Consider the following 18,192-nt stretch of genomic DNA (forward strand, 5'->3'; position numbering starts at 1 on the left):
ATGGAAACCCGAGCCCATCATGTGTTGATCGGCCTGTTCACGGTGATCGTCGTGGCCGGCGCCCTGCTCTTCGGCCTGTTTTTGGCCAAATCGAGCGTCGACACCGAGTTCAAGGATTACGAAGTGGTGTTCAACGAGGCGGTTAGCGGTCTGTCCAAGGGCAGCTCGGTGCAGTACAGCGGGATCAAGGTCGGTGACGTGGTCAGCCTGCGCCTCGACCCGCAGGACCCGCGCCGGGTGCTGGCGCGGATTCGTCTGGCGGGCGACACGCCGGTCAAGGAAGACACCCAGGCCAAACTGGCGCTGACCGGCATCACCGGCACCTCGATCATCCAGCTCAGCGGCGGCACACCCGAGAGCCCGAAACTGCGCGGGCATGACGGCAAGCTGCCAACTCTGGTCGCCTCGCCCTCGCCTATTTCCCGCCTGCTCAACGACAGCAGCGACTTGATGACCGGCATCAGCGCCCTGCTGCAAAACGCCAACCACATGTTTTCCGCGGAAAACGTCGAGCGTGTGAGCAAGACTCTTGCCCATCTGGAACAGACCACCGGCACCATCAACGACCAGCGCGGCGACATCAAGCAAGCCATGCAGCAACTGGCGACCGTCGGCAAACAGGCCGGCAGCATGCTCGAGCAGACCTCACTGTTGATGCGCAACGCCAACGGCCTGCTTAACGATCAGGGCAAGCAGGCCTTGGGCAGTGCCGAACAGGCGATGAAGTCGCTGGAGCAAAGCAGCGTGACCATCAACGGCTTGCTCAGCAAAAACCAGAATTCGCTGGATAACGGCATGCAGGGCCTCAACGGCCTGGCCCCGGCGATTCGCGAACTGCGCGAGACGCTGACCTCGCTGCGCGCCATTTCCCAACGCCTCGAGGCCAATCCCAGCGGCTATCTGTTGGGCAGCGACAAGAACAAGGAATTCACCCCATGAAACTGACTCGAATCGCCCTGCTCGGCGCTGGCCTGACCCTGATCGGCGCGTGCTCGATCTTGCCCAAGTCGGAACCTTCGGACGTCTACCGCCTGCCCGCCGCGCAAGCGCCCGCCTCGGCCAGCCCGGCGGCGACGCAGTCGTGGTCGCTGCGCTTGAATAAGTTGCAGGCCAGCGAAGCACTGAACCGGCCGAGCATTGCCGTGATCCCGCAGGGCAATGTGATCAGCAGCTACAAAGGCTCGCGCTGGAGTGATCCGGCGCCGGTGCTGCTGCGCAATCGCCTGCTCGATGGCTTCGCGCGGGATGGTCGGGTGACGCTGCTGAGCACCGACGACAGCAACTTCCAGGCGGATCTGGAACTGGGCGGCAGTTTGCAGGCGTTTCAGACGGAATATCAGGGCACCCAGGCCGGCGTTGTGGTGCGGGTCGATGCGTTGCTGGTGCGCGGCTATGACCAGCGCATCCTCGCCAGCCGCCGTTTTGAAGAGCGCCAGCCGTTGAGCGATGTTCAGGTGCCAGCGGTGGTCGCCGGGTTTGGCCAAGCCAGTGATCGCCTCACGGCCAAGGTTGTGGCCTGGGCCGTGGAGCAAGGCCAGAAACTCGCCCCGCAACCCCGCTGACACACCACAGCTCCTGTGGGAGCGAGCCTGCTCGCGAAAGCGGTGTATCAGTCACTTAAGCGTTGACTGACACTCCGACTTCGCGAGCAGGCTCGCTCCCACATGGGAATTTTGCTCAGCCGAAGAACCAGTAGCAGACCCCGATAGCGCCCACCACTCCGGCAAACTCCGCCAGCAACGCACACCCGACCGCGTGCCGCGCGCGCTGAATGCCCACCGCGCCGAAGTACACCGCCAGCACATAGAACGTGGTTTCGGTACTGCCCTGCACCGTCGCCGCGACCAGCGCCGGGAAGCTGTCGACGCCGGAAGTCTGCATGGTCTCGATGAGCATCGCCCGTGCGGCGCTGCCGGAGAACGGTTTGACCATCGCCGTCGGCAGCGCATCGACGAAGCGCGTGTCCCAACCGGCCCATTCGACCAGATGACGAATACCGTCCAGGCCGAAATCCAGCGCACCAGAGGCGCGCAACACGCCAACCGCACAGAGCATCGCCACCAGATACGGCAGCAAGTTTTTCGCCACATCGAAGCCTTCTTTCGCGCCTTCGACGAACGCTTCGTACACCTTGACCTTGCGCAGCGCGCCGATCAGCAGAAACAGCATGATCAGGCCGAACAGCGTGAGATTGCCGAGGATCGACGACAATCCCGCCAGCGCTGTCGCGGAAAGCGTGCCGAGCAGCGCCATGAAGCCGCCAAGGATCAGCGCGCCGGGCAGCAGATAGGCGAGCACCACCGGGTCCCAGATGCGCAGGCGTTGCATGAAAGCTACGGAAAGAAAACCGACGATAGTCGAGCAACTGGTCGCCAGCAGAATCGGCAGGAACACCAGCGTCGGATCCGGCGCGCCTTGCTGGGCGCGGTACATGAAGATGGTCACGGGCAGCAGGGTCAACGACGAGGCATTGAGCACCAGAAACAGAATCTGCGCGTTGCTGGCGATGGTGGCGCTGGGGTTCAGCTCCTGCAGCGCTTTCATGGCTTTCAGGCCGATCGGCGTGGCGGCGTTGTCCAGGCCCAGACCGTTGGCGGCGAAATTCAGCGTGATCAGGCCAAGGGCAGGGTGGCCGGGCGGGACTTCCGGCATCAGCCGCAGAAACAGCGGGCCGAGGACCTTGGCCAGCCACTCGACGATCCCGGCCTTTTCGGCGATGCGCAGAAAGCCCAGCCACAGGGTGAGGGTGCCGAACAGCAGCACCATGACTTCGACCGACAGCTTGGCCATGGCGAAAATGCTTTCCACCATCGCCGCGAAGATCCCGGCGTTGCCGCCGATCAGCCACTGCGCCAGCGCCGACACGGCTGCAACGATGAAGAAGCCAAGCCACAGGCCATTAAGCATCAGTCAAATCCCCCGAAGAATGCGGCGAATGATAGCGGGGTCGCCAGAAACGACAAACCCCGGATTGCTCCGGGGTTCGTTGGTGGGGCTTGCATCAATCACTGTGGGAGCGAGCCTGCTCGCGAAGAGGCCGGCACATTCAACATCTCTGTAGATTGATACACCGTCTTCGCGAGCAGGCTCGCTCCCACAGGGTTTTGCATCAGTTCTTGGAAATTTCGCCAGCCGGCAGTTTTTCCTTGCTGCGCCAGTGCGGCAGGGAGTTCCAGTAACGCTCACCCTTGGCGTCGTCGTACATGCCTTCCCAGCGCGCGATAACCAGCACTGCCAAGGCATTACCGATCACGTTCAGTGCAGTACGCGCCATGTCCATGATGCGATCGACACCAGCGATGAACGCCAGGCCCTCAAGTGGAATGCCGACGCTGCCCAAAGTGGCCAGCAGCACCACGAAAGACACGCCCGGTACGCCGGCGATACCTTTGGAGGTGACCATCAGCGTCAACACCAGCAGCAGTTGCTGGCTGATCGACAGGTCGATGCCATACAGCTGGGCGATGAAGATCGCCGCGATCGACTGGTACAGGGTCGAGCCATCGAGGTTGAACGAGTAACCGGTCGGTACCACGAAGCTGCAGATGGCTTTCGGCGCGCCGTAGGCTTCCATTTTCTCGATCACCCGTGGCAGCACGGTTTCCGAGGAGGCTGTGGAGTAGGCCAGTACCAGCTCATCCTTGAAGATGCGCATCAGCTTGAGCACCGAGAAGCCGAACAGCTTGGCGATCAGGCCCAGCACGACGAAGGCGAAGAAGGCGATGGCGACGTAAACCAGGATCACCAGTTTCGCCAGCGGCAGCAGCGAGGCGAAGCCGAAGTTGGCCACGGTCACCGCGATCAGTGCGAACACGCCGATCGGGGCGTAGTTCATGATCATGTGGGTGACCTTGAACATGCTTTCCGAAACGCCCTGGAACATCTTCACCAGCGGCTCGCGCAGGTCCGACTGCAGGCTCGACAGGCCGAGACCGAACAGCACGGAGAAGAAGATGATCGGCAGCATTTCGCCGCGAGCCATGGCCGCGAAGATGTTCGACGGGATCAGGTTGAGGATGGTTTCGATGAATGCATGTTCATGCTGCACTTCGGCGGCGGTCGCCTGGTACTTCGAAATGTCGACCGTGCCCAGAGTGCTCATGTCGATGCCGGTGCCCGGATGGAACACGTTGGCCAGCACCAGACCGACAACGATGGCGATGGTGGTGACGATCTCGAAATAGATGATGGTCTTCAGGCCGATACGCCCGAGTTTCTTGGCGTCGCCGACGCCAGCGATGCCGACGATCAGCGAGGAAATGACGATCGGGATCACGATCATCTTGATCAGACGGATAAAGATATCGCCTGCCGGTTGCAGGACGTTGCTGATCCACCAGGCCTTTTCAGCGCTGAAGTGGTTGAGCAACGCACCAATTGCAATCCCCAGAATCAGACCGATGAGGATCTGCCAGGCGAGGCTGATTTTTGCCTTCTTCATTATCTTTACCCTTACTTGCGTTTGACTCAGGCACATGCAGGAACTGGAACGCTCATCAGCGGAAAAGTCTGTGCATCTGCCTCCGTATAAGGTGCCCCGAAGCGCGTGTTTACGGCTCTTCGGCAGGCGAAAAAAGGCGCAACTATTCCGATGCAAGGTGGCGCCGTCTAATGCCGTAAACGCCTACCCTATGCCTAATCGGCATGAGCTTTTTCATTTGAAACTGGCGTCCCAAGCGGTTCGATTGTGACATTTGTGCCGGCATAAGTGCCGTGAACCGGCCATTACAGCGTAGGCTGGTTAAATTTTGCACAGGGAAAACCGGCGGAAATTTCCGGAAAAAGTCTGAATCGCAAGACTAGAAGTCACACGGAACGAGCGCGATCTTTGTCGATATACGGTCGCCAGGAAACACCGCGAAATGTTTTCCTCGCAGTGTTGACGATTGAAAAAGGAATTTGGCGTGCTGGATCAATGTTTTAGCGAATTCAAAGCCCAGCGCAGATTCGTCAGACCACCGGGTCGACGAACCTGCGGCGCACCTTTTACCCTGACCCGGCCCTTGCGCAGGTACTCCCTGTACCCGTAGGTCACTCCGACCCTGTATCAGTCAGAACATCCCGGCCCCCTGGTCATGCACCGACCCTCATCGGGCGGTGCAATGGAAAGCAGCGGGGCGCTGCTTTCGTGTTCGAAACCTTTGCGCGTCCTGCGTCAGTACCACTTCGGATCTTTCTTCAGGGTTTCCATCAGCAGATCCTGCATGCCCTGATCAGGTTTGCCGAAGAAGCGATAAGTCGCGTGTCGCGTTGGCGACTTGTCCTGCGGCAGACCTTCCGGCACATCGACCAGCATGGCGTAGGCGTCATCCTTGTCGAAGCTGAAGGCCACGATCAAACGGTGATTCAGACACTTGTCCTGATTCTCGCAGAGCGGGCCGACCAGATACTGATCGCCATCTTCCGTAACGGCATGCATCTGTTGTTCGGAGGTGCCGGACAGGTTGATCACCCATTCCGGTACGCGCTCTTCCTTTTTGATCACGCCTTCCCAGGTTTCACGGTACTGCGCGTCGGAGGCGAGCAGTTCGTTGACCCGGGTCTGGCCGTCATTGGCCGCCATGGCCATGGCACTGCCGCCCAGAAGCAGGGCGGCGGCCAATGTCTTGAGACCGATCATCGTTAACCTCGGCCGCGACGGCCAAAGAAGAAAGAAGCGATGAACATCACCAGGAACACGACAAAGAGAATCTTGGCGATACCCGTGGCGGTGCCCGCGATACCACCGAAGCCCAGAACGGCGGCGATGATGGCAATGATCAAGAATGTAATTGCCCAGCTCAACATGGTGATTCTCCTTACTTCTCTATTTAGGGGTGTTTCAGGTTTCCGGCGCTACGCGCCCGAATGTATTCAAAGGCTTAGAAAACCCAGCGCTCTTCCCGTGGCAATTGATCCAGCGGTTGCGCCTGGTCGACATCGATCATGTGCATCGAAGCGTTCTCGGCCTGGCTGCTGCTCACGGCACTGAAGTGCGTTTGAGTGCTGTGCTGCATCGAAATCAGTGGCTCGGGTTTACGGCTGTTTTCCCAGCTCATGTACTGCTGGCAGACGATCAGGGTGATCAGCAACGCCAGTACACCGAACAGACCTTGCTGGATCTGCAGTGGCGAAATACGTACTTGGGCGGCGATTGGGCGAGTCATCCTGTGTTCCTCACGCTTGTTCGGTTGGGGCAGTGCTGTTCTGCCCGGGCTGAGTGAGGTATTGCAGCCTGCATGCCAGTTTTTTCATCTGTGAAAAAACCAATAAAAACAATGAGTTATACGTGATTGAGAAATTTCCTAAGACGCATCCTGCACGATGGCTCTTCTGCGGTCGTGCGCAATGCACGATTATTTCGTGGGAAATTTCGATGATATGGAATTGCTACCGGTACGCAGATGTCAGAAGAGGACGCAGGATCTGCCCTGCAAAACGCAGAATGTTTTAAAACTCAACGAAATCAATGAATTGGCCGTTATGGCAGTAGAGAGCTACCCTCCTATGGCTGGTATCGTTCAGAATCAACCATGCAACTTGCCCGATTTTTCCGGGACTAACCCAAGACTAATCACTATGGAGCGTAGGAAAAATGGAATCTGCCACTGAGCAACAAGGCCGCATTCTGCTGGTGGACGATGAATCCGCCATCCTGCGTACGTTTCGTTATTGCCTCGAAGACGAAGGCTATACGGTAGCCACCGCCAATAGCGCAGCCCAGGCCGATGCTTTGCTGCAACGTCAGGTCTTCGATCTGTGCTTCCTTGATTTGCGCCTGGGCGAGGACAACGGTCTCGACGTCCTCGCGCAGATGCGCATTCAGGCGCCGTGGATGCGCGTAGTGATCGTCACCGCCCATTCGGCGGTCGACACCGCCGTTGATGCCATCCAGGCCGGCGCCGCCGATTATCTGGTCAAGCCGTGCAGCCCTGATCAACTGCGCCTGGCCACCGCCAAGCAGCTGGAAGTGCGCCAGCTCTCCGCGCGGCTCGAAGCGCTGGAAGGCGAGATCCGCAAACCGAAAGACGGTCTCGATTCCCACAGCCCGGCGATGAAAGTCGTGCTGGAAACGGCCCGGCAGGTCGCAAGCACCGACGCCAACATTCTTATCCTTGGCGAGTCCGGCACGGGTAAAGGTGAACTGGCCCGTGCGATTCACGGCTGGAGCAAGCGCGAGAAGAAATCCTGCGTCACGATCAACTGCCCGTCGCTGACTGCCGAGCTGATGGAAAGCGAGCTGTTTGGCCACAGCCGTGGCGCGTTCACCGGCGCCAGCGAGAGTACTTTGGGTCGGGTCAACCAGGCGGACGGCGGTACGCTGTTTCTCGACGAGATCGGCGACTTTCCGCTGACTTTGCAACCCAAGTTGCTGCGCTTCATCCAGGACAAGGAATACGAGCGGGTCGGCGATCCGGTCACTCGCCGCGCCGATGTGCGCATCCTCGCCGCCACCAACCTCAACCTCGAAGACATGGTCCGCGACGGCCGTTTCCGCGAAGACCTGCTCTATCGCCTCAACGTCATTACCCTGCATCTGCCGCCTCTGCGCGAGCGCGCCGAAGACATCCTGACCCTCGCCGATCGGTTCCTTGCACGTTTCGTCAAAGAGTACGCACGCCCAGCGCGCGGCTTCAGCGATGAGGCGCGCGAAGCGCTGCTCGGTTATCGCTGGCCGGGCAATATTCGCGAACTGCGCAACGTGGTCGAGCGAGCGAGCATCATCTGCCCGCAGGAACGCGTGGAAATCAGCCACCTGGGCATGGCCGAACAACCGGCCAACAACGCGCCACGGGTCGGCGCGGCGCTGAGCCTGGACGAGCTGGAGAAAGCGCACATCGGCGCGGTGCTGGCCACCGCCGGCACCCTGGACCAAGCGGCGAAAACCCTCGGCATCGACGCCTCGACCCTGTATCGCAAACGCAAGCAGTACAACCTGTGAGCACTGCGCGATGAAACTGGCGATCAAGCTGCGCACGCGCCTGTTCCTGAGCATTTCTGCGTTGATCACCGTGGCCTTGCTCGGGCTCTTGCTCGGGCTGGTCAGCGTGATGCAGATGGCCGGGTCACAGGAAGCGCTGGTGCGCAGCAACTTCGTCACCCTGGATCTGGGCCTCAAGCTGCGCCAGACCCTCGGTGATCAATTGATCATCATGCTCGCCGAAAAACCCGATCCCGTTGCGTTCGAAGCGTCCAAACAGCACTACTTCGAGTTGCTCGACCAAGGCATCGCCCAGCAGCCGGAGGGCGATGACCAGCCTTACGGTTTCCGCCAGGCCAAGGCCGACTACCTGAACTTCCTCGCCTCATTCGACGTGACTGCCGAAGCGGCGAAGAACGCGAGCACCAGCGCGGATTTCCGCGAGCGCTTCAATATCCTCCGTAACGGTTTGATCGCTGAGCACAAACACGCACTGGAAACCATCAATGCCGTCCAGCACGCTGCCCGCGAACGCGCGTTGCTGATTGCCGGGCTGCTTGGCCTGGTCGGGCTGGCGGTGCTGATCATCGGTTTCGTCACCGCCCAGGGCATCGCCCGACGTTTCGGCGCACCGATCGAAGCGCTGGCCAAGGCTGCCGACAACATCGGCCAGGGCAACTATGACGTGACCCTGCCGATTTCCACGGCCATGGAAGTCAACCTGCTGTCGCGACGCTTCGGCCTGATGGCCGAGGCGCTGCGCGAACACCAGGCGATGAATGTCGACGAACTGTTGGCCGGTCAGCAGCGCTTGCAAGCGGTGCTCGACAGTATCGACGACGGTCTGTTGATGATTGATCGCCAGGGCCAGCTCGAACACCTCAATCCTGTGGCTCAGCGCCAGTTGGGCTGGGAAGACGACCGGCTCGGCCAAGGCTTGGGCACCGCACTCGGGCGCCCGGAGCTGGATGCGCAACTGCAATTGGTCCTGCGCGGCGGCACGCTGGAGCGCGCGCCGGAAGATCTGAGCATCGAAGTCGATGGCGAATCGCGCCTGCTGACCTACAGCCTGACGCCGGTCAGTCATACCCAGGGGCATATTCTCGGCGCGGTGATGGTGCTGCACGATGTCACCGAGCAACGCGCGTTCGAGCGCGTGCGCAGTGAGTTTGTCTTGCGCGCTTCCCACGAACTGCGCACGCCGGTGACGGGCATGCACATGGCCTTCGGGCTGTTCCGCGAGCGGACCAAATTCCCGGCGGAATCGCGCGAAGCTGACCTGCTGGATACGGTCAACGAAGAAATGCAGCGTCTGATGCAGTTGATCAACGACTTGCTCAACTTCTCGCGCTACCAGAACGGCCTGCAGAAACTCACCCTGGCGCCATGTTCCATTGATGACCTGCTGGAGCAGGCGCAACTGCGCTTTGCCGACGTGGCTGCGGCCAAAGGTGTTGCGCTGAACGTCGAGATTCAAGGCCCGCTGCCGAGGTTGCAGGCTGATCAGGCGCAACTTGATCGCGTCCTCGACAACTTGATCGACAACGCCTTGCGGCACACCGCCCGCGACGGTCAGATCCGTCTGCAGGCACGCCGCCATGGCGAGCGGGTCATCATCAGCGTCGAAGACAATGGCGAGGGCATTGCCTACGGCCAGCAGGGGCGGATCTTCGAACCGTTCGTGCAAGTTGGACGCAAGAAGGGCGGTGCCGGCCTTGGCCTGGCGCTGTGCAAGGAAATCGTCCAGTTGCACGGCGGGCGCATGGGCGTTTATTCGCGGCCGGGGCAGGGCACCCAGTTCTACATGGCGCTGGCCGTCTAGGCTTCGTCGTCCATACGCCGCGCGGCAAGGCGCCTGCCGCGGGTGATCAGTTCAATGAACTGCACGGCGCTCAGTGCGTGGGCAAACAGCCAGCCCTGACCGAACTTGACCCCCTCACTGCTGAGCAGCGCTGCCTGGGATTCCAGCTCGATACCTTCGGCAATCACTTTCAGATCCAGCGCCTGCGCCATGTGAATGATGTGCGGAGCGACGCCGCTGCTCGCCGCGTCATGGCCGAGCGCATCGATGAACGCCTTATCGATCTTCAGGCAGTCCACTGGCAAGGTCTGCAGATAGGCGAGGCTGCAATAGCCGGTGCCGAAATCATCGATCAGCACCTGATGGCCGACGTCGCGCAAGGCTTGCAGGTTTTCCCGCGCCACCACCACATCAATCAGGCCGCGCTCGGTGACTTCGAAGGCTATCTGCCGCGCGGCGACACGGTGCAGCGCGAGCAGCCGCGCCATGACCTGGCCGATGCGCGGCACCATGACATCGCAGGCCGCGAGGTTCACCGAGATATACAGCTGCGGATTGGCGCGCAGTAACTGCCCCAGTTGTTCGAGCAGACGCTGCAGCACGAAGTCGGTCATCTGCCGGATCTGCCCGGTGTTCTCCGCCATCGGAATGAACAGGTCGGGGCTGGTCAGCGTGCCGTCCGGGCGCCGCCAGCGCAGCAGCGCTTCGGCGCCGACGCAGTTGCGGCTGTCGAGATCGAAGATCGGCTGATACAGCACCTGCAACTCACCCCGGCGGATCGCCCCGTGCAGCTCGGCATCCAGCGACTGGCGCTGACGCACCAATAGCAAGGTCAGAAAGCCGACAACGGCCCCGGCGATCAGGCACACCGGCAACAGCCACCACCACACCGCCGGGACGTGCATGCCCGTGCGCGGCGTAATCAGCACCAATTGATATTCCGGGTTGTCGGTGGGCATGCGATAGATCAGCCGCGTTTGTGTGACTTGCAGGGCATCACGGCTCTTCGGTGGCCAAGGCTCGGTCGGTGGCCAGGTCTGTGCGGTGCCGAGCACCGGAATCGCTCGAGTGCCGTGATCGAGCACCACCAGCAAGCTGCTGCCGGGCGACAGATCGACCATGTCGGTCAAATGTCCACGCGAGGTAGCGACACGGAAGTTACCCCGCCCGAGCATCAGTGCCGCGCGGTTTTCATCGGGTTCGGTGGTGGTATTCAGCCAATAGCTGTAGGTCGGGCCCTGAATGTCCGGCGCGCGCACCAACGACAGTCCTTCCTGGCGTGGACGGTTGGAGCAGAACCGCGAGGCGTCCATGTACGCGGCTTCGTAGACGAAGCGGTAGTTGAAGGTGACTTGCTGCAAGGTCGCGATCATTTCTTCGTCGCAGCCGCGCAAGGGCTGGGCTTCAAGGTCGTCGAGACTTTCGCGCAACTGGCCGAACAATTGTTCGAGGCGCGCGAGGAAACGCTCGCCCTGGGTGTTCATTTCCTGGCTCTCGCGCATTTCCATCTGGCGCATCGCCGCGAACATACCGCCGGCGATCAACAGGCTGGCGCTGAGGACAGCCGCGATCATCGCCAAAAAAACAGGGCGATAAAACCAGCTACGCAGCGTCTCTCGGGTCGCAGCCATCAGGGATTTTCCGAAGAATTACCATGAGTTATAGCTGCTGATTGCGATTTCGCCCTGACCGTCGGGCGGGCGTCATTATTTTGTCTGATTGAGGACCAGCAGAAGTGCCGCGCTTTGTGCATCCGGCGTGCCATCGAAGCGGGCAGGGCGGTAATGCATCTGGAACGCGGCGAGGACATGCCGCGTGGCGACGTCCAGCTCGCCAGTCTGCGGTGTGTCGTAACCCAGACGCGCGAGTTGCGCCTGGAACCAGCCGATCTCCGGCAACGGGTTGCTGTTAAAAATAGCCTGCTGACGCGCCACCGCTTGCTCGTTCGGCCACAGGCCAAGGCCTTCGGCGGCGAGACGTTTCCAGGGGAACAGTGGCCCCGGATCAAGCTTGCGCAGCGGCGCGATGTCGCTGTGACCGATGATGTGCCGCGGGCTGATGCCGTTGCGTTTGCTGATGTCCTTGAGCAGGGTGATCAACGACTGGATCTGCGCTTCGCTGTACGGATACCACAGGCGCCCGGTCGGTGTGTCCTTGTAGCCGGGATTGACGATTTCGATGCCGATGGAACTGGAGTTCAGCCAGGTGCGGCCCTGCCACTGACCTTCGCCGGCGTGCCAGGCGCGCTGGTTTTCGTCCATCAGCTTGTACACGGTGGCGCTCTTGTCATCGCCGATCAGGTAATGGCTACTGACGTCGCCATGGGTCAGCAATTGCAGCGAACGCTCCAGCGACGCCGAGGTGTAATGCACCACGACAAACTGGATGCGGCTGTCGTAATTGGCCGAAGGGTGGCTGGTGTCGTAGCGCGGGCCGCTGGCGCAACCGGCGAGGACGAGCAGCGAGGCAACAAGGGCAAGGAATTTCATGGCAGAGGACGATACGCTGAAAACGATAATGCAACAGTGTAACGTACGGATTTGCTCAGAGTCCGCCAGCGGGCGGATTTAAACAAAATGGAACAATTGCCTTAGCCGAGCTCGACTCGGTTGCGCCCGGCGTTTTTTGCTCGGTACAGCGCCTGATCGGCTCTTTTCAGCGCCAGATCGCTGTGTTCTCCCACCCGAAATGACGCGAGTCCCATGGAAATGGTGATAGTCACTCGCTCGCCCTTGAAATGAAACGGGCAGGCTTCGATCGCCGCGCGCAGGGTTTCCAGCAGTTTCGCGCCCACCGCTGGTGGCGTCGCGGGCAGCAACAGCACGAACTCTTCACCGCCGAAACGGGCGATGAAATCCGAGCCGCGCAGGCGTTTGCGCAATACCGTGGCGATGATCTTCAGCACTTTGTCGCCGGCCAGATGGCCATAGCTGTCGTTGATCCGCTTGAAGTGATCGAGGTCGAGCATGGCCAGGCTGAGGGTGTTGCCGTGCTGCTGCCATTGCTGGATTTCATGCTCAAGGCGTTCGCTCCACGCCGCACGGTTGGGCAGGCCGGTCAACGGATCGATCAGGGCTTTCTGCCGCTGCTCTTCAAGGTGTTCACGGAAGCCCATGGCTTCCTGCTCCATATGCGCCACTCGCTCCGACAGGCTCTTCAATCTGGCAGCGACTTCCTGTTCGCGGGCGTCGCGCTGCTTCTGGTGCTGGTCCATCGTTCCCAGCAGGCCTTCCAGATGATTCTCCAGCACATGCTTGAGGTCATCGAGGTCGGCTGCTTGCTGGACGCTGCTCTGCAAGCCGTCGACCTGCTCGCGAATCTGCGTGTCCATGGCCCGCGCCGCCGAGCTGTTGTCGGCATGCCCTTCGCTGGCCGCTTGCAGATTGCTTTGAAACGCTTCGAGGCGTTCGTTGAGTTGCTGCAGATAGGCTTCGAATTCGTGCTGACCGCTGTCGGTAATCGCCAGCATCAAGGTTGCGAGATCGTCGAGGATCGGCAGCAGTTCGTACCAGTTCAGCCCGTGTTTGAGCCGCTCGCGCATGGCTTCGGCTTGCGGCCGGTGGCGCTCGGGCAGGGTCAGGTCGTCGAGCAGGCCGATCAGCGTGTCTTCGATATGTCTGGCTACGGAGCTGTAGGACGGCTCCGGGGAATCCGGCAGCGCGAAGAGGATGTCGTGTTCCGACTGCTCCGGGTCGATGGCGGCCAAGGCCTGAGCAATCGGTTCGGGCAGGGGCAGGCTATCGAGAATCAGCGGCGACGGATCGCCGGGGTGGATCAGTTCATCGGGGTTGAACGCCTCGGTTGCTGGCGCAGCGACGGTTATCTCGGCGTCAGCGGCTGGTTCAACCTGCGCTGGCTCGGCTTCAACGGCGACCACAGGCGCAGCGAACGCAACGACTTGCGGCTCATCAGGCGGCGTCTGGACAGGCGCTTCGATGACGGTCTCGGGCGCTGCGATCGCTGGCTCAGCGTGGGCCACCGGAGCCGATTGCACAGGCTCCGGTTCAGATTGTCGGGCTTCGACCGGTTGCGGCACTGGTGTTGCTGGTATGTCGGCCGCCGGTGCAGCGGCTTCCTCACCGTCACGGCTGCCAAACAAACGCTGCAACAGCCCCGGCCGGCCTGGCTCGGCAGGAGTCTCCAACTGACTCAAGGCCTTGCCCTGCAAACCACTGAGTTCGCTCAGCAGCAGCGGCATTTCCCGTGCCTGACCGACGCGGCTGTCCAGTTGTTTGGCAAATTTCTTCAGCGGTTGCGCGACTTCGCGCGGCAGTGGCAGGGCCTGCAACTGGGTGACCAGCGCGGTGAGCGCGGTGCTGACCTGATCAATGCGCGTTTCACGGCGCTGCTCGGAGTCGAGCACGGCTTTTTCCAGACGCGGCAGCAGGGCGGCGAGGCCGGCGTCCATGTCATCGGTACGCACGACTTCGCGCATTTCCTTCATGCACTGATCGACGACCTTGTCGGTGCCCTCGGCCGCCAGCGTGCTGCGCACCAGACCGCGCCGCAGCAGGTCGAGCCGCGCGGCCCAGCGGCGTTCGAGCTTGTCCTGCTGTTCGATGCTCTTGAGGTACTTCTCTTTCCAGCGCTGGGCGTCGTCGCTCATTCACAGGTTCCGCGAGGGGCAGGGCTCAACGCGGGCAATGCGTCGGCCGTGAGCGAACCCGGCAGACGAATTTCCACCGCGACCGGCAGGTGATCGGAAATGGGCTGGGCCAGCACCTCGACCTTTTCCAGGGTCAGGGTCGGGCTGAGCAGAATATGATCAAGGCAACGCTGTGGGCGCCAGCTGGGGAAGGTCGCTTCCACCTGCGGGGCCAGCAGGCCGAGATCGCGTAACGGCGAGTGTTCGAGCAGGTCGCTGGCATGGGTATTCATGTCGCCCATCAGCACCTGATGCTTGTACCCGCTGATCAAATCACGAATGTAGGCCAGTTGCAGGCTGCGCGTCCGCGCGCCGAGGGCCAAATGCATCATCACCACCACCAGTGCCTCCGGACCTTCGCCGAAGCGCAGCAGGATCGCGCCGCGACCTTTCGGGCCGGGCAGCGGGTGATCCTCGATCGCCCACGGTTTCAGGCGACTGAGCACGCCATTGCTGTGCTGGGCCAGTCGACCGAGGTTGCGATTGAGTTGTTGATACCAGTAGGGAAAGGCGCCGAGGTGGGCCAGATGTTCGACCTGATTGACGTAGCCTGAACGCAGGCTGCCGCCATCGGCTTCCTGCAGGGCGACCAGATCGAAGTCGCCGAGCAGGTCACCGATCTTTTGCAGATTGCCGGAACGCCCGGTGTGCGGCAGCAGATGCTGCCAGCTGCGGGTCAGGTAATGCCGATAGCGTTCGGTGCTGATGCCGACCTGAATGTTGAAGCTCAGCAAGCGCAGACGCTGGTCTTCGGGCAGGCCCGTAGACGCCAGATGATGCTCGTTGACCTGCGGATCATGCAGGCCAACGATGCGTTCGGACTTCCAGCGGCGCATGGCGAATGCCGCGCTTAGTTGGCAGCAGCCTTGTTCGCCGCTCGCTCTTTGGCGACCAGATCGTCAGCCAGCTTCAATGCTTGCTCGGCACCACCGGCAGAGCCGATGTCGAAGCGGTATTTACCATTGACGATCATGGTTGGCACGCCAGTGATTTCGTACTTCTTCGCCAGCTCACGGGCTTTGACGATCTGGCCTTTGATAGCGAACGAGTCGAAAGTGGCGAGGAACTTGTCCTTGTCCACGCCTTGAGTGGCGAGGAAGTCAGCCATGTCGTTCTTGTCGGTGAGCTTCTTGTGTTCTTTCTGGATCGCGTTGAACACGGCGTTGTGCACCTGATGCTCGACACCCATGGCTTCCAGAGTCAGGAACATCTGACCGTGAGCGTCCCATGGGCCGCCGAACATGGCGGGAATGCGCACGAAGTTGACATCGGACGGCAGTTTTTCAACCCATGGATTGATCACTGGCTCAAAAGCGTAGCAATGCGGGCAGCCGTACCAGAACAGCTCGACCACTTCGATCTTGCCAGGCTTTGCCACCGGCACCGGGTTGGCCAGTTCGACGTAAGGGGCGGCAGGGGCTTCAGCGGCCTGGGCGGTGACGCCGAACAGGCTGGCAGCGACGAGGGCGGCGCTGATGATCAGATTACGCATGCTTTACTCCTGAACAATTTGGGTCGCCTCGCTCGACCTGTTTCGACACAGATCCTGGCGGGCATGAGTGCTGTAGTGTAACGGCAGCGGCCACAAAAAAGGGCGGCCAAAGCCACCCTTTTTATACTTGCTGCGAAGGATTAATCGAGCGTTAACGTGGCCGGCGCTGCGCGCCTCGTTCAGCCCTCGATTCAGGGCCTCAGTGCAGGCCCTGGATGTAGCTGGAAACCGCAGCGATGTCTTCGTCGCTCAGCTTGCGCGCGATGGTGCGCATGGTCATCGCGTCGCCGTCGTTGGCGCGACCGCCTTCTTCCTTGCGGAAATCGGTCAGTTGCTTGGCGATGTATTGCGCATGCTGGCCACCCAGATGGGGGAAGCCTGCTGCAGCATTGCCGGCGCCGTTCGGCGAGTGGCAGCCGGTGCAGGCTGGCAGACCTTTTTCCAGGTTGCCGCCACGGAACAGCGCTTCACCGCGAGCGACGATCTTCGGATCGGCGGCGCCGACGCTGCCTTTCTGGCTGGCGAAGTACGCGGCGATGTCGGCCAGATCCTGATCGTTCAGGTTGGTCAGCAGCCCGGTCATTTCCAGCACCACGCGCTTGCCCGACTTGATGTCGTGCAATTGCTTGTCGAGGTAGCGTTCACCTTGACCGGCCAGTTTCGGAAAGTTTGGCGCCATGCTGTTGCCGTCCGGGCCATGGCAGGCTCCGCACACGGCAGCTTTGGCCTGGCCTGCTGCGGCATCGCCGGCAGCATGGGCGACACCTGAAATTCCCACGGTCAACAGCAGACTCACGATCAATTTGTTCATCAGCTAATCCAACTACGGCTAAGGGTTAAGTTATGGACCGGGCTTACTCTCGCTCATCCAAAGGATGATGGCCTGGTAATCCTCGGCACTGCAGTCCATGCACAAACCACGCGGCGGCATCGCCTTGAAACCCTGGGTCACGTGTTGCACCAGCGTCCCCATACCTTTCGCCAACCTCGGCGTCCAAGCTTCCTGATCGCCTCTTGCGGGCGCCATGGGTAGTTGGCCGGAATGACAGGCACCACAAACACGGTTGTACACAGCTTCCGGATCCTGTGTAGCCTGTGCGCTGTAAAGCGGCATCAAGACTCCGGCAGCCAGCAGCCATTTCGTCATAAAACGACCTTTTCAGGGTTGAGAGCGTTCTGCGTTCTAATGCGCAATCAAAGTCTGTCGCTCTCGTGAACTTCATCCTTCGCTGGGACAAAGCACACACAAAATCTGCGGCATTATATACTGGCGTCACTGAAACGGAAGCGACACCGCGTTCCGCGCCCAATCCCGGCGCCGCCCACATCGGAAATCCCATGCAACTCAAGAATCCCATCCTCGGCCTGTGCCAACAGTCCACGTTCATGCTCAGTGCCGCCAAAGTCGATCAATGCCCAGACGACGAAGGCTTCGAAGTGGCGTTTGCCGGTCGTTCCAACGCTGGCAAATCCAGCGCGCTGAACACCCTGACCCACGCCAGCCTGGCGCGCACCTCGAAAACTCCGGGTCGCACACAGCTGTTGAACTTCTTCAAGCTAGACGATGATCGCCGTCTGGTCGACCTGCCGGGGTACGGTTATGCAAAAGTACCGATCCCGCTCAAGCAACACTGGCAGCGCCACCTCGAGGCTTACCTCGGTGGTCGGGAGAGTTTGAAAGGACTGATCCTGATGATGGACATCCGCCATCCGATGACCGACTTCGACCTGCTGATGCTCGACTGGGCCGTCGCCGCCGGCATGCCGATGCACATCCTGCTGACCAAGGCCGACAAGCTCACCTACGGCGCAGCCAAGAACACCCTGCTGAAAGTACAGTCGGAAATCCGCAAAGGCTGGGGCGACTCGATCACCATCCAGTTGTTCTCCGCGCCAAAACGCATGGGCCTGGAAGAGGCCTACACTGTATTGGCCAACTGGATGGAACTGGCAGACAAAGGCGCCGAGGCCGCCGCCGAGTAAATTCAGAATGGGGAAAAATTGGTTGTAGTGTGGCCAGGCAAGGCAAAAGTAGCGCTAAAAAGCGGAGTTTAGGGGACCTAAATGAGCATTTTTAGCGATGCTTTTAACGCAGCATGGCCGCGCTTCAGCCGATTTTTGGGCAAAAAAAGCCCCGGATTTCATTGGGGAGGGAGAAATTCCGGGGTTCAAGTTCCGAACCGCTAGGGCGGGGTTCAGATATCTGCCAACACTTAACACAACATAGGAGCATCGAAGGGCTTCACCAGCCATTCAGTACCTCTGAGTGTTCGATCGACAGATTAGTTCAGATTTTTTTCAAAAAGCTTTGGAATAGCCTGAAGCGTTTTTCGATCTAAGCCGGATTCCCGGGA

17 protein-coding genes are annotated in these 18,192 nt (G+C 60.5%); 5 read left to right on the forward strand and 12 right to left on the reverse strand.

What is annotated here, in order from left to right:
• Positions 1 to 939 carry an MlaD family protein gene (locus J5M66_RS03205; RefSeq protein ID WP_016772359.1) on the forward strand — a complete coding sequence of 313 codons (939 nt, stop codon included), beginning with the start codon at positions 1 to 3 and terminating at the stop codon, positions 937 to 939.
• Positions 936 to 1,562 carry an ABC-type transport auxiliary lipoprotein family protein gene (locus tag J5M66_RS03210; RefSeq protein ID WP_016772358.1) on the forward strand — a complete coding sequence of 209 codons (627 nt, stop codon included), beginning with the start codon at positions 936 to 938 and terminating at the stop codon, positions 1,560 to 1,562. Before J5M66_RS03205 ends, J5M66_RS03210 begins: the two co-directional genes overlap by 4 nt.
• A gap of 115 nt (positions 1,563 to 1,677) precedes the next feature.
• On the opposite strand, the gene J5M66_RS03215 is transcribed toward J5M66_RS03210, so the two are convergent.
• From J5M66_RS03215 to J5M66_RS03235, 5 genes are all read right to left on the reverse strand, one after another.
• On the reverse strand, positions 1,678 to 2,907 hold the full coding sequence (locus J5M66_RS03215; protein WP_122880234.1) for a spore maturation protein: 1,230 nt from the start codon (positions 2,905 to 2,907) through the stop codon (positions 1,678 to 1,680).
• Between the two features lie 202 nt (positions 2,908 to 3,109).
• Entirely contained in the window at positions 3,110 to 4,441 is a 1,332-nt protein-coding gene (gene gltP, locus J5M66_RS03220) for a glutamate/aspartate:proton symporter GltP (protein WP_024014978.1), read from the reverse strand.
• Between the two features lie 714 nt (positions 4,442 to 5,155).
• The gene (locus J5M66_RS03225; protein WP_125927314.1) at positions 5,156 to 5,620 is read right to left on the reverse strand and encodes an inhibitor of vertebrate lysozyme family protein; all 465 of its coding nucleotides are present in this window, start codon (positions 5,618 to 5,620) and stop codon (positions 5,156 to 5,158) included.
• A 2-nt stretch (positions 5,621 to 5,622) separates the two neighbouring features.
• Entirely contained in the window at positions 5,623 to 5,787 is a 165-nt protein-coding gene (locus J5M66_RS03230) for a DUF1328 domain-containing protein (RefSeq protein ID WP_003177151.1), read from the reverse strand.
• A 74-nt stretch (positions 5,788 to 5,861) separates the two neighbouring features.
• Positions 5,862 to 6,146 (reverse strand): hypothetical protein, encoded by a 285-nt coding sequence (locus J5M66_RS03235; protein WP_024014979.1) that lies wholly within the window; start codon positions 6,144 to 6,146, stop codon positions 5,862 to 5,864.
• A 428-nt stretch (positions 6,147 to 6,574) separates the two neighbouring features.
• Between J5M66_RS03235 and algB the strand changes: the two genes are divergently transcribed.
• Positions 6,575 to 7,921, forward strand: a complete 1,347-nt coding sequence (gene algB, locus J5M66_RS03240; RefSeq protein WP_024014980.1) for a sigma-54-dependent response regulator transcription factor AlgB — start codon at positions 6,575 to 6,577, stop codon at positions 7,919 to 7,921.
• Between the two features lie 10 nt (positions 7,922 to 7,931).
• Complete coding sequence (locus J5M66_RS03245; RefSeq protein ID WP_016772354.1) at positions 7,932 to 9,722, forward strand: ATP-binding protein; 1,791 nt, start codon at positions 7,932 to 7,934, stop codon at positions 9,720 to 9,722.
• Here the strand turns inward: J5M66_RS03245 and J5M66_RS03250 are convergent.
• From J5M66_RS03250 to J5M66_RS03280, 7 genes are all read right to left on the reverse strand, one after another.
• Positions 9,719 to 11,332 carry an EAL domain-containing protein gene (locus tag J5M66_RS03250; protein WP_207807639.1) on the reverse strand — a complete coding sequence of 538 codons (1,614 nt, stop codon included), beginning with the start codon at positions 11,330 to 11,332 and terminating at the stop codon, positions 9,719 to 9,721. The genes J5M66_RS03245 and J5M66_RS03250 overlap by 4 nt on opposite strands.
• Before the next feature lie 75 nt (positions 11,333 to 11,407).
• Complete coding sequence (locus J5M66_RS03255) at positions 11,408 to 12,190, reverse strand: N-acetylmuramoyl-L-alanine amidase (protein WP_207807640.1); 783 nt, start codon at positions 12,188 to 12,190, stop codon at positions 11,408 to 11,410.
• 101 nt (positions 12,191 to 12,291) lie between these two features.
• Positions 12,292 to 14,307, reverse strand: a complete 2,016-nt coding sequence (locus J5M66_RS03260; protein ID WP_207807641.1) for a GGDEF domain-containing protein — start codon at positions 14,305 to 14,307, stop codon at positions 12,292 to 12,294.
• Entirely contained in the window at positions 14,304 to 15,182 is an 879-nt protein-coding gene (locus J5M66_RS03265; RefSeq protein WP_130888807.1) for an endonuclease/exonuclease/phosphatase family protein, read from the reverse strand. The genes J5M66_RS03260 and J5M66_RS03265 overlap by 4 nt, the downstream gene beginning before the upstream one ends.
• 14 nt (positions 15,183 to 15,196) lie before the next feature.
• Positions 15,197 to 15,838 carry a thiol:disulfide interchange protein DsbA/DsbL gene (locus tag J5M66_RS03270; RefSeq protein ID WP_016772349.1) on the reverse strand — a complete coding sequence of 214 codons (642 nt, stop codon included), beginning with the start codon at positions 15,836 to 15,838 and terminating at the stop codon, positions 15,197 to 15,199.
• Positions 15,839 to 16,037: 199 nt separating this feature from the next.
• Positions 16,038 to 16,649 carry a c-type cytochrome gene (locus tag J5M66_RS03275; protein WP_122506337.1) on the reverse strand — a complete coding sequence of 204 codons (612 nt, stop codon included), beginning with the start codon at positions 16,647 to 16,649 and terminating at the stop codon, positions 16,038 to 16,040.
• 30 nt (positions 16,650 to 16,679) lie between these two features.
• Positions 16,680 to 16,985: a c-type cytochrome gene (locus J5M66_RS03280; protein ID WP_016772347.1), complete on the reverse strand. Its 306-nt coding sequence runs from the start codon at positions 16,983 to 16,985 to the stop codon at positions 16,680 to 16,682.
• A 191-nt stretch (positions 16,986 to 17,176) separates the two neighbouring features.
• On the opposite strand from J5M66_RS03280, the gene yihA reads away from it, so the two are divergent.
• Positions 17,177 to 17,821: a ribosome biogenesis GTP-binding protein YihA/YsxC gene (yihA, locus tag J5M66_RS03285; protein ID WP_110599637.1), complete on the forward strand. Its 645-nt coding sequence runs from the start codon at positions 17,177 to 17,179 to the stop codon at positions 17,819 to 17,821.
• Positions 17,822 to 18,192 lie beyond the last annotated feature (371 nt).

It is taken from the genome of Pseudomonas sp. 67(2021), assembly GCF_017491835.1.
GTDB lineage: Bacteria > Pseudomonadota > Gammaproteobacteria > Pseudomonadales > Pseudomonadaceae > Aquipseudomonas > Aquipseudomonas atacamensis.

Bases quoted from the DNA above. Each gene is read 5' to 3' on its own strand.
- J5M66_RS03205 (WP_016772359.1), top strand. From the start codon at position 1: ATGGAAACCCGAGCCCATCATGTGTTGATCGGCCTGTTCACGGTGATC.
- J5M66_RS03210 (WP_016772358.1), top strand. From the start codon at position 936: ATGAAACTGACTCGAATCGCCCTGCTCGGCGCTGGCCTGACCCTGATC.
- J5M66_RS03215 (WP_122880234.1), bottom strand. From the start codon at position 2,907: ATGCTTAATGGCCTGTGGCTTGGCTTCTTCATCGTTGCAGCCGTGTCG.
- gltP (WP_024014978.1), bottom strand. From the start codon at position 4,441: ATGAAGAAGGCAAAAATCAGCCTCGCCTGGCAGATCCTCATCGGTCTG.
- J5M66_RS03225 (WP_125927314.1), bottom strand. From the start codon at position 5,620: ATGATCGGTCTCAAGACATTGGCCGCCGCCCTGCTTCTGGGCGGCAGT.
- J5M66_RS03230 (WP_003177151.1), bottom strand. From the start codon at position 5,787: ATGTTGAGCTGGGCAATTACATTCTTGATCATTGCCATCATCGCCGCC.
- J5M66_RS03235 (WP_024014979.1), bottom strand. From the start codon at position 6,146: ATGACTCGCCCAATCGCCGCCCAAGTACGTATTTCGCCACTGCAGATC.
- algB (WP_024014980.1), top strand. From the start codon at position 6,575: ATGGAATCTGCCACTGAGCAACAAGGCCGCATTCTGCTGGTGGACGAT.
- J5M66_RS03245 (WP_016772354.1), top strand. From the start codon at position 7,932: ATGAAACTGGCGATCAAGCTGCGCACGCGCCTGTTCCTGAGCATTTCT.
- J5M66_RS03250 (WP_207807639.1), bottom strand. From the start codon at position 11,332: ATGGCTGCGACCCGAGAGACGCTGCGTAGCTGGTTTTATCGCCCTGTT.
- J5M66_RS03255 (WP_207807640.1), bottom strand. From the start codon at position 12,190: ATGAAATTCCTTGCCCTTGTTGCCTCGCTGCTCGTCCTCGCCGGTTGC.
- J5M66_RS03260 (WP_207807641.1), bottom strand. From the start codon at position 14,307: ATGAGCGACGACGCCCAGCGCTGGAAAGAGAAGTACCTCAAGAGCATC.
- J5M66_RS03265 (WP_130888807.1), bottom strand. From the start codon at position 15,182: ATGCGCCGCTGGAAGTCCGAACGCATCGTTGGCCTGCATGATCCGCAG.
- J5M66_RS03270 (WP_016772349.1), bottom strand. From the start codon at position 15,838: ATGCGTAATCTGATCATCAGCGCCGCCCTCGTCGCTGCCAGCCTGTTC.
- J5M66_RS03275 (WP_122506337.1), bottom strand. From the start codon at position 16,649: ATGAACAAATTGATCGTGAGTCTGCTGTTGACCGTGGGAATTTCAGGT.
- J5M66_RS03280 (WP_016772347.1), bottom strand. From the start codon at position 16,985: ATGACGAAATGGCTGCTGGCTGCCGGAGTCTTGATGCCGCTTTACAGC.
- yihA (WP_110599637.1), top strand. From the start codon at position 17,177: ATGCAACTCAAGAATCCCATCCTCGGCCTGTGCCAACAGTCCACGTTC.